The 11,874-nt window shown below is 40.5% G+C and carries 5 protein-coding genes; all 5 read left to right on the top strand.

The window, feature by feature from the left end; genetic code table 11:
- Positions 1–142 precede the first annotated feature (142 nt).
- Positions 143–784, top strand: coding sequence for a TetR/AcrR family transcriptional regulator (locus tag HZB59_07730; GenBank protein MBI5021307.1), 642 nt, complete (start codon positions 143–145; stop codon positions 782–784).
- 3 nt (positions 785–787) lie between these two features.
- A complete protein-coding gene (locus HZB59_07725; GenBank protein MBI5021306.1) occupies positions 788–2,116 on the top strand; it encodes a TolC family protein in 1,329 nt (442 codons plus the stop codon).
- Positions 2,117–2,145: 29 nt separating this feature from the next.
- Positions 2,146–3,195, top strand: coding sequence for an efflux RND transporter periplasmic adaptor subunit (locus HZB59_07720; protein ID MBI5021305.1), 1,050 nt, complete (start codon positions 2,146–2,148; stop codon positions 3,193–3,195).
- Between the two features lie 63 nt (positions 3,196–3,258).
- A complete protein-coding gene (locus HZB59_07715) occupies positions 3,259–6,426 on the top strand; it encodes an efflux RND transporter permease subunit (GenBank protein ID MBI5021304.1) in 3,168 nt (1,055 codons plus the stop codon).
- 395 nt (positions 6,427–6,821) lie between these two features.
- Complete coding sequence (locus HZB59_07710) at positions 6,822–11,819, top strand: T9SS type A sorting domain-containing protein (protein ID MBI5021303.1); 4,998 nt, start codon at positions 6,822–6,824, stop codon at positions 11,817–11,819.
- Positions 11,820–11,874: the final 55 nt, after the last annotated feature.

Here is an 11,874-nt window from a genome sequence, read left to right as displayed (position 1 = left end):
TTTATATAACTATAAAATTCATAATTCCCCAATCGAACATTTGCTCCTAAGTATGTAATTTCCTATATTGGAAACCGTAGAAACTATATAAGTTTCCAGAATACCACAAATAATCGACTATTAATTGCACAGATTGCTCAAAATGACAGATATAGAAGCCGAAATTAAAAACAGAATTCTAATTACTGCGCGCGATCAATTCTTCAGCCACGGATTCAGCAGAGTTACCGTAGATGAAATTGCTGCAAAGATGGGAATGAGCAAAAAAACAATCTATAAGTATTATCCGAGCAAAGATGATTTGGTTGGCGCGGTTACGGCGAAAACTCTCAGTGAAGTTGAAAAATGCTGCAAACAAATAATTGAGAACCCGGTATTGGATTTCGCTGAAAAACTTCAACAGATGATGACGCATGCCGCGCTTCACATTGCAAAAATGGGAAAACCGTTAATCGAGGATCTTGAAAAAAACGCTCCGCACGTGTGGAAGCAGATATCCGATTTCCGTTCGAAAAGAATTTTGGAAGATTTCGGCAAGCTGTTAAAAGAGGGGGTAGCAAAAGGTGTTTTCAGAAAGGATATCGATCAGCAATTAATGTTGATGATATACAATAACATGATTGAAAACGTTATCAGCCCCGAAGTTTTAACGCAAATACCTTTTACCGCTTCACAGGTTTACGAAACTATCGTAAAAATATTTTTTGAAGGAATCATGACAAAAAATACAAAATCGAAACTTCTTCACCGCAATAATAAGATTATTAAAAAGAAAAGGAAATAAAAAATGTTCAACAAAATATTCTTTTTTATTCTAATTTTCACGGTTAGCACCACGGGAAACGCACAAGATAAAGTAAAGCTCACAGTTGAGCAGGCGATTGCTTCGGGTTTGGAAAACAGCAAATCACTTCATTCATCGCTGATGAAGGTTGAGTATGCAGATGCAAAATCGAGCGAGGTGACCGGAATGTTATTTCCAACACTTAAATTCGGCGGTTCATACACCCGACTCAGCGAAGTGCCACCGTTTGAAATTGGCCCGTTCGGGCCTATAATGCCACAAAAGATCACGGTTTCTCCCGCTGTGCTCGATAACTATTCCATGCGGCTTACACTTCAGCAGCCGATATTCACTGGTCTGAAACTCTTTAACAGTTCAAAACTTGCGGGTTATTCCGCTGATGCGGCTTCGGAAGATTATGAGAAAGATAAAGTTGATCTTATTTATAACATACAAAATTCATACTGGAATGTTTTCAAAGCGATTGAATCGAAAAAAGTTATCGATGAAAATGTTGAACAGATTAAATCTCACCTTAAAGATGTGCAGAATTTTTTCGCGCAGGGAATTGTCACAAAAAATGAACTCCTCAAAGTGGAAGTCCAACTCTCAAATATTCAAGTTATGCAAATCGATGTGCTGAATAATGTTCGGCTTTCGATGATCGCCCTGAACAGTCTTATCGGTTTGCCGCTTGAAACATATATTGAAATTGCTTCACCTGCCGAACATCAACCAAACGAATATGGGGATTTAAATTCACTTATACGAAAGGGAATTGAAAACCGTTCCGATCTAAAAGCGATGGATATGCGTGTGAAGGCAAGTGAAACGGGTGTATCGATTGCCCGCTCCGGTTGGTTCCCGCAAATATTCCTCATCGGTAATTACAATTACGCGAGACCCAACCAGCGAATTTTTCCAGCTCAGGATAAATTCAAAGATACATGGGATGTTTCACTATCCGCCTCTCTAGATATTTGGAATTGGGGAGCGACAATTCATCAGACCGATCAGGCGCAAGCACAGCTTGCTCAAGCGCGCGATAGTTACGCACAGATTAAAGACGGGATAACGCTGGACATCACTCAATGTTATTACAACTTCAATCAATCTAAAGAACGAATCTCGGTTGCCCACAAAGGTGTTTCTCAGGCAGAAGAAAATTATCGTATTACCAACGATAAGTTCAAATCGGGGTTGGCATTAAATTCCGATCTTCTCGACGCAGAGGCGGCTCAAATGCAAGCAAAATGGAATTACATTCAGGCGCTTGTCGACTTCAATCTTGCCGATGCCCGGCTGCAAAAAGCGATCGGACAAAGTAGGTAAACCTATTGAAATCAAAAGGAATAATGAAAATGAAAAATATCAGAATAATAATCGTGACCGCGGTTGTGCTGGCGGCGATCATTGCAATTTTATTTTATAACAAATCGCGCAGCACCGCAAAATCGACAAGTGAAATGTTAAGCTCAATGTCGGTATCTGTGACGAAAGCCGGAAAACAAACTATTGCCTCAACACGTTCGATGGTTGGAACGATTGCCGCTAATAATGACGTAGCAATTATTTCAGAAACATCGGGAAAAGTAATTGCTGTTCATGCCGAAGTGGGCCAGCATGTTATAGCAGGTGCTACGATAGTTCAGGTAGACGACGAATTAAAAAAAGCCGCATACATTTCGGCCGAAACTAACTACGAGAAAGCAAAAAAGGATCTTGAAAGATTTGAAATGTTGTATAAACAAAATTCCGCAACCGAACAGCAAATAGAAGGTGCCCGGCTTGCCATCAAAGCTGCCGAGGCGCAATACATCGCGGCACGCAGGCAATATAACGATACAAAAATCAGCACACCGATTTCAGGAATTGTCACCTCTAGAACTGTAGATGTCGGCACTTATGTTTCCAACAATATGCCCGTCGCGAATGTTGTAGATATATCGCGGCTCAAAGTAAAAATAAACGTTTCGGAGAGTGACGCGTTCTGTTTGAAAGTTGGCGATAAAGTCCAGGTTGGTACCGATGTTTATCCTGGAATAAAGTATGCGGGTAAAATTAAGTCTATCAGCTCAAAAGCGGATGAGGCACACACATATCCTGTCGAAGTAACGCTCGAGAATTCTAAACAACACCCGTTGAAAGCAGGAATGTTCGGACGAATTTCTTTTACATCAAAAGGGAATACAGAAATTCTTGCCATTCCACGTGAAGCGCTTGTGGGTAGTATGAAAACACCTCAGGTTTATATTGTAGAGGGAAACATCGCGCGCATCAGAAATATTGTCGCCGGTTCCGAGGTCGGAAATTTTATTTCTGTGCTTGAAGGTTTAAAAGAAGGCGATGTTATCGTTACCAATGGACAGAATAATTTACAGGATAGTGTCGCGGTAACAATTATTAAATAATCACCTGCCAGTTTTATGCTTGATATTTTTGGAATCACCGGCAGGACGCAAGGAAAATAAATTATGACAATTACTGAATTATCAATTAAACGACCCACTCTCGTCATCGTTGTGTTTACGATATTAGGTGTACTCGGTTTATTCAGCTACAATCAGTTGAAATACGAGTTACTGCCGAAAATTACACCTCCGTTTTTGGTGATAATAACAGCTTATCCGGGGGCATCGCCTCAGGAAGTAGAAACATCGGTGACGAAAGTATTGGAGGATGCGGTATCCGGCATCGATAAAGTTTCAACCGTATATGCAACGTCGCAAGAAGGTGTTTCAATTGTATCTTTGGAATTTTCAATGAAGGCGAGCATCAGCGTCGCGCTTCAGGACGTTCAGCGTAAAGTCAACGAGGTCTCCAACCTGCTTCCTTCGGGATCGAAAACTCCGTCGATAACAAAATTTGCTTTAGACGAACTTCCCGTGCTTAGAATGGGTGTAACAGCGAGGATGCCATCAAGAGATTTTTATCAATTGCTCGATGATCGTATTCAGCCGCGGCTTGCTAAGCTTGCCGGAGTTGGGCAAATTACACTTGTTGGCGGTGATGAGCGTGAAATAAAAGTAAATGTCGATCCGCAAAAACTTCGTTCGTACGGATTGTCTTTACTGCAAGTTACACAGTTAATAAAATCATCCAACATGGATTTCCCCACCGGAAAAGTAAAAGATGGTGATTATCAATATATTGTTCGGCTTGCAGGTAAATATAATTCAATAGATGAGTTGCGCACATTGGTTGTTGGGCAGCCAAAGCAGGGAGGAGATATTCGTCTTGCCGATATAGCCGAAGTGGAAGATGGGCGGAAAGATTACTCGACTCTCAGCCGTATAAACGGTAAAACATCTATCGGTATTCTTGTTCAAAAACAGGGCGAAGCGAACTCGGTAGAAGTCAGTCAGATTGTCCGCGCAGAACTCGCTAAACTTGAAAAAGATTATACCAACATCGGATTAAAATTTGAGATTGCGCAGGATGGCTCTATCTTCACAACTGATGCAGCCGATGCGGTGAAACACGACCTCATGCTTGCGATCATATTCGTCGCGGTTGTAATGCTAGCATTCCTCCACAGCATTCGAAACTCTGTAATTGTTATGATCGCGATTCCTACATCACTCATAACAACATTCATTGCTATTTACGCTTTTGGGTTTACACTGAATTTGATGACGCTTCTTGGTTTATCATTGGTGATTGGTATACTTGTCGACGACTCGATAGTAGTTCTGGAAAATATATACCGCCATCTTGAAAAAGGTGATGAACGGAAAAAAGCTTCTCTTCGTGGAAGAAATGAAATAGGTTTTGCGGCATTGTCTATCACACTGGTAGACGTGGTTGTATTCGTACCTCTGGCTTTGGTCTCCGGGATCGTAGGTAATATCCTTCGCGAGTTTGCGCTTGTTGTTGTCTTCTCCACGTTGATGAGTTTATTTGTGTCGTTCACAATCACACCGATGCTCGCTTCGCGTTTCGCAAAGTTAGAAAGGCAAACAAGAGCAAATCTTATCGGTAAATTTGCTGTTTGGTTTGAGGCACAGTATCATAAATTTGCGGAAGAATATCAAAAGATTCTAAGATGGGGATTGAAACATCGTGGAAAAGTCGCGCTCATTTCACTTGTATTATTTATAGCATCGTTCGCTCTTATCCCTTTGGGTTTTATCGGAACTGAATTCATGACGCCGGTCGATCGTGGTGAATTTACCGTCACCATGGAACTCCCGCCGGGATCAACGCTTGAGCATACGAATTATATAGCCCTGCAAGCGGAAAAAATTGTTTCTGCAATCCCCGAAGTACAGAAAATGTATGTTAATGCAGGTGTTTCAACCGAAGGATTTATTGGACAATCATCCAATAATGTTGCCGAGATCAATGTAACTTTAATCCCAAAGGAGTTACGCAACAGATCAACCGATGATATAAGCAGTGAGATACGCAGTAAGATTTACAAGATGCCCGGAGTGAAAGTGCGCGTGAGCCCGATTGGTATTTTTGGAACCGCAAACCAGTCTCCTGTTCAGATTGCGGTAAGCGGTACCGATTATAATGAAGTTCGTGCCGCTGCGTCAAAATTATCGAGCATGGTTAAATCGGTGAGAGGTACGGCAGATGTAAGACTTTCTTCTGAAGAGGGAAAACCGGAAACGCGCATCGAGATTGACCGAGAAAAAATGGCAGATCTTGGCTTGAATCTCGGAGAAGTCGGGGCGGGCTTGCGTACGGCATTCAACGGTGACGATGATTCGAAGTTCCGTGATGGTGCAAGCGAATATCCGATTAGAATAATACTCGATCAGTTTGATAGAACTAAAACAAGCGATATCCAAAACCTGACGTTTCTTAACAGAAAAGGACAGATGATTGAGTTGAAGCAATTCGCGTCAACCATACTCACTACCGGTCCGACCAAACTTCAACGGCAGGATCGGAATTATTCGGTGATAGTTTATTCTCAAGTAATCGGAAGACCAGCGGGTGACGTTGCAAGCGACATAAAAAAAGAAATTGCGAGAAAAGGTTTACCACCCGAGATTATTGTAACATATCTCGGTGACGAGAAAAACCGTTCCGAGGGTTTTGGAGATTTAGGGTTGGCATTGATGGCCGCGATATTGTTTGTTTATTTGATTATGGTTGCTTTGTTCGATTCATTTATTTATCCGTTTATCGTGCTGTTCTCCATTCCGGTTGCGATGATCGGAGCGTTATTAACCCTTGCATTGACCGGAAAAGCGTTAAGCATTTTTACGATACTAGGTATAATTATGCTTGTTGGGCTCGTTGGCAAAAATGCGATATTACTTGTTGATCGCACGAATCAAATGAGGGAAGAACAGAAACTTTCCGTTCATGATGCATTGCTTGAAGCAGGTAACACACGATTGCGTCCAATTCTAATGACCACCGCATCCATGATTGTAGCGATGTTTCCAATAGCGACAAGTCTGAGCTCCGGTTCTGAGTGGAAGTCGGGGCTTGCGTTGGCGTTAATCGGCGGCTTGACAAGCTCGCTGTTGTTGACGCTTGTTCTTGTTCCTGTTGTGTACACGAAGGTTGATGAGTGGAAGGAAACAGTACCAGCTTTTATTAAAAAATTCTACAATAAAGTAACGAAGAAAAAAATAAACGATACAGTACCCGACGTAGTCGCAACTGCTTCTGAGAAATAATTCTACTTGAGTGTTGAATATGCGGGAATGTTCCATCCGCACATTTAATTTTTGCATATGTGCCCGCTTTAACAAATAAGACAGCAGATTTTACCCCTTACCATAAAATATTTTCATGACATTCGTTCGTGGTTATGTTTATAATATTATTTTCCTGTCCTCAATTTATAGATTGAACGGATATCGATATAGTTTCTTTTAAGATAAAAAGACCCGTTTTATAGGAAATCAGTCGGATTTTGAGGATTTCAAAAGCATGAGATTGGTGACACACTTCACTTTGAGTTATAGAAAGTTTTTTTAAATTAGGTTCATAATTTCCCGAGACGCGGACGGATATGATGCCGTTGACTGCTCATCGTATTTTTCACAATTATTATTCTGAAATCTTTATTATGATTCGTAACTTGAAAACTATCAAAATTCTTACGCTTTTGTTCATATTCATCGGAGCTGTTTTAAATTTGTCTGCACAAACATACGTCGGTTCCGGACAAACATACACAAAACTAGCGACGGCTTTTAACGCTATCAACAATGGAACGCTAACTGGTGATATTAATCTGGTTATAACGTCCGATATTACTGAAACGGGATCTGCAGTCCTTTTTGCAAGCGGTACAGGCAGTTCGAATTATTCATCGGTGACAATTACATCCGATGGAACAACAGAGAGGTTAATTTCGGGAAACGTTGCAGCCCCTCTAGTGAATTTTTCTGGAGCAGATAATGTGACTATCGATGGCAGGTTTTCCGGTAGTGGGATGTATCTTCGTTTCAACAATCTTAACGCGACTAATCCTACAATCAGATTTATAAACGATGCTTTGAATAACTCGGTCAACTATATCTTTGTAGAGGGAATAAACACATCAACTTCATCTGGGGTAATTGTCATATCTAACAGCTCGGGGACAACGGGCAACGATAACATCAGTATCGACAATTGTCACATTCTAAACAGCAGCGGTGGAAATCCATACAACGCCATTTACATCGATGGAACGTTAGGTGCTGAGAATGATAATCTATCATTCACTAATTCCCGCATATACGGTTTCACAAATTATGGGATTAATTTCAGAGCATCTGCATATTTGGGTGGTAACTATACTATAAGCAATAATCATTTTTATTGTCCGTTTACTTCGGGGCAGGATCAGTATTCAATATTTTCAGTCAACAATAATAATACAGGACATAGCTTCACAATTTCCGGAAATAGAATCGGTGGAAGTTTTGAAAACGTAAATGGAACATGGACAAAATCGGGCGGACATTTTTTTGGAATCTACTTGAATGCCGGAACCGGCGGTATCGCTTCATCTATTCAGGGGAATATTATTAAAAATGTTTTATGGACTTCGGGTTACGGTGATTTACGACCAATTTATGTAACCGGTGGTAATGCTGATTATGAAATAGGAACTATATCGGGAAATATCATAGACAGTTTAATAAACGCACCAACTATTATTACGTGTCGAGTTTCTGGTATTTACAGTGATGCAAATAGAACGGGTGGTTTGATAAGGATAATGAACAATTCAATCAGCAATATTACCGATAACTCTTCTCATGTCAATTCAGGTACACGTGGAATTTACCAAAATGGCGGTCTATCTTTGTATAAAATAGAAAATAATTCTATACATGACCTCAATACATATTCTTCCTTGCGGACATCCGGTTTGGTTGGAATCATGACGAGTTTACCATTACAAAGCGGTTCAACAATTTCTCGCAATGTTGTGTATAATTTATTTCAGAATAATTCCGGCGTCGACACCCTTGATGCTTCAGGTATACAATCGAGCGGAACATCGGGTGGAACACTTACAATAGACAGGAATAAAGTTTATAACATCCAACTTGCAAACTCCAATCCCGGCTCTACAATTTACGGAATTCAGATCGCGGCCGGATTCGGTGATTACATAAACAATATGATTAGTTTGGGATCGTACGAAAACGGCAATTACAACATCGCCGGAATATATAAGCCGTCCGGTAATAGCAACTTCTATTATAATACCGTTTACATCGGAGGTAGTGTAGATTCGGGAAGCAGTAACTCGGCGGCGTTTTTCCGAGAATACCCCGGTATAAATATTTTGAATAATAATATTTTTTCAAATGTTCGTTCGGGTGGGACGGGGAAACATCCCGCTATCGCGATAAACAACCAGCTAAATCTGACAAGTGATTACAATGTTTTGTACTCATCCGATCCGAATATTTTGGGAAGTTATGATGGCGGCACAACTGCCGCATCATTCGCACAGTGGAAATCAGGATCGGGTTTGGATATTAATTCCATGAATGTGCCTGTTTCGTTTGCAGATGCAGCAATAGGAAATTTACATCTTGCCAGCGTTTCAATTGGAGATAATAATTTATCAGGCACGCCGCTTGTTGCAGTCTCTACAGACTTTGATGAAGAAGCTAGAAATAGTTCATATCCTTATATGGGTGCCGATGAAGTCACTTCAGCAGTTTTAACTCAATGGAAAATTACAAGTTCCGCTGTTGGAAGCGGAACAATAACACCATCCGGAGAAACATTTGTTACTCGCGGTGGTGCTCAAAGTTATACGATTACTCCATCAATACATTATCATATCGATAGTGTAATTGTGAATGGAGTGAATCAGGGAGTAAGATCAAATTATAGTTTTAGCGGCGTTACATCCAATAACACAATTACTGCATACTTTTCAATAGATAAATATACAATAACATCGTTGATCACCGGTAGCGGATCAATAACTCCGTCGGGTGCTGTTTCGGTAGCATATGCCGGGAGTCAATCTTTCTCATATGCACCCGGACTCGGTTATCATCTCGACAGTGTAAAAGTCGACGGTTCTATTGTAGATTCCAGCACTAATTATACATTCACCAACATCACAGCGAACCACTCAATTCATATATATTACTCCATCAATAAATATTCAATCACTGCATCTGTCAATGGGAACGGTGTAATTACTCCTTCGGGGTCGGTGATTACATCGTACGGATCGAACCAAGATTTTTATTTCAATCCCAATACCGGCTATCACTTTGACAGTTTATTGGTCGATGGTTTGCACGTTGATTCAGCTTCAACTTACTCATTCAATAATGTTACCGGGAACCATGCAATTACAGCATACTTCTCAATCAACATCTATAATATCACGGCGACTGCCGGCGCAAATGGTTCAATAAATCCGATGGGGATTGTTCTGGTAACTTTTGGATCGGCTCAGAGATTTACTTTAACACCGAACTATGGTTATCACGTTGATACTGTTCTAGTTGATGGTATCTTTGTTGATTCAAGTGATTCTTATACATTCAAAGATATCTCGACAAATCATACGATTGAGGGAAAATTCGCAATCAATAAATACAGGATAATTGCCGCTGCATTGGGCAATGGTTCAATTACACCTGCAGACACTATTTTAATAAACCATGGAGGAAGTCAGCAGTTCACTATCGCTCCTTCCACCGGATATCATCTCGATAGTTTGTTGGTCGACGGTGCTCGCGTCGATTCATCTTTGAGTTACACATTCGACAATGTAATATCGGAACATTTTATTGTTGCGAACTTTTCGGTTGACCTTTTTACTATAGCAGCAACATCTGGATTGGGTGGAACGATAGATCCATCGGGGAATATTACGATTCCTTACGGCTCTAATCAAAAATTCATTATTTCACCCGATGCAGGATACCACATCGACAGTTTATTCGTGGATGAAAATCATGTAGATTCAATAGCGAGTTATACATTTACAAATATTACGGCCAACCACACTATTCACGCGAAGTTTGCTATCAACAATTACATTATTATTGCATCAGCCGGTTCGAATGGCAGCATCAGCCCGGTAGGAATGGTAGGGGTAACTCACGGTTCATCCCGGCAATTTATAATAACTCCTGACCTTAATTTTAAAACAGATAGTATTTTGGTTGATGGGATTCGAGTAGATTCATTGGCGAGTTATACATTCACAAACGTATCTGCTAATCATTTTATTGTTGCATATTTCTCAATCAACAAATATATAATTACCGCATCTGCAATAGGAGGTGGAACAATTAGTCCATCCGGTTCGATAGGGCTAGACTCAGGAGTTGATCAGAAGTTCATTATCGCTGCGAATAATGGTTATCGACTCGACAGCGTTGTGGTTGATGGAATCCGCGTAGATTCTACATTTAGTTATATATTCATAAATATAACCACGAATCATTCGATAACGGCATTCTTCTCAATTGCAAAATTTACGATTACAGCATCAGCTGATTCTAACGGTACAATTACTCCGAATGGTGTTGTTGTTGCAAATTATGGATCAGACCAACGATTTATATTAACACCTAAGATCGGTTATCATGTAGATTCGGTTTTAGTTGATGGTGAGGTTGTGGATTCAACTTCAGGATATACATTTTATAACGTAAGTGCCAATCACTCAATTTTCGTAAAGTTCGCACTTACTCTGAATCCGGTTCCAACGTTTACTGCGATCATACCCTCTTCCGGGTATCGTGGACAGATGATGAGAGTAGTATTAGTCGGAAGCAACTTTATTCCCGGTCAAACAATAATCAACGCTGGAGCGGGCATGAAAATCGATTCAGCAGCATATAATGGTTCGGATACAATTATCGCGTTTATTTCTATTGAGCTGAATGCAATGTTAGGTGATAGAAATATATCGGTCGTGAATCCGGAACCGGGTGGCGGAACATCGGCAAACATGATATTCTCGATCATAAATCATAAACCAACAACGGTTAATTTAAGTTTTCCGGGTAACGGCTCAACTTTCTACTTGCCACACGGTGGACCAATTGAATTTATCTGGAATAGGTCGATAGATTTAGACGTTGAAGATTCAGTTCTTTACTCTATCAATATTAAAGGACCTGGAATTGACACCACGCTGACAGGTATAAGCGATACAGCCGTGAGTATGGATATCGAAGCGCAATTACAAATGCATCAATATTATAATTGGACAGTTTCAGCAACCGATGGATATGATGTTGTTGCTTCACCCGATACATTTTCGTTCTTCACAGACTTCGGTGATGGTGTGACAGATCTTGGAATATGTATACCGACCGAGTATGCCATTCAGCAGAACTATCCTAATCCGTTCAATCCAACAACGATTGTCAATTATCAATTACCAAAGGAGAGCTGGGTAACGTTAAAGGTATATAATGTTCTTGGTGAGGAAATAACAACACTTGTGGACGAGTTGCAGGTTGCCGGATTCAAGTCCGCCACTTGGAATGCACAACAATTACCCAGCGGAATCTATTTTATCCGGATGAGGGCAGGCATATATTCTGACGTGAAGAAAACTGTTTTGTCAAAGTAAGGTTGTATAAATGTCCGACATTTATCTCGCTTAAGTCAAGCTAAATGTCGGACAT

This window comes from Ignavibacteriales bacterium (assembly GCA_016214905.1).
Taxonomy (GTDB): domain Bacteria; phylum Bacteroidota; class Ignavibacteria; order UBA10030; family SZUA-254; genus PNNN01.
Note: the sequence above shows the minus strand (reverse complement) of the source record. Positions and strands in the feature narration are given on the sequence as shown.

Coding starts and splice junctions, on each gene's coding strand:
- HZB59_07725 (MBI5021306.1), top strand. CDS start 788: ATGTTCAACAAAATATTCTTTTTTATTCTAATTTTCACGGTTAGCACC.
- HZB59_07715 (MBI5021304.1), top strand. CDS start 3,259: ATGACAATTACTGAATTATCAATTAAACGACCCACTCTCGTCATCGTT.
- HZB59_07710 (MBI5021303.1), top strand. CDS start 6,822: ATGATTCGTAACTTGAAAACTATCAAAATTCTTACGCTTTTGTTCATA.
- HZB59_07720 (MBI5021305.1), top strand. CDS start 2,146: ATGAAAAATATCAGAATAATAATCGTGACCGCGGTTGTGCTGGCGGCG.
- HZB59_07730 (MBI5021307.1), top strand. CDS start 143: ATGACAGATATAGAAGCCGAAATTAAAAACAGAATTCTAATTACTGCG.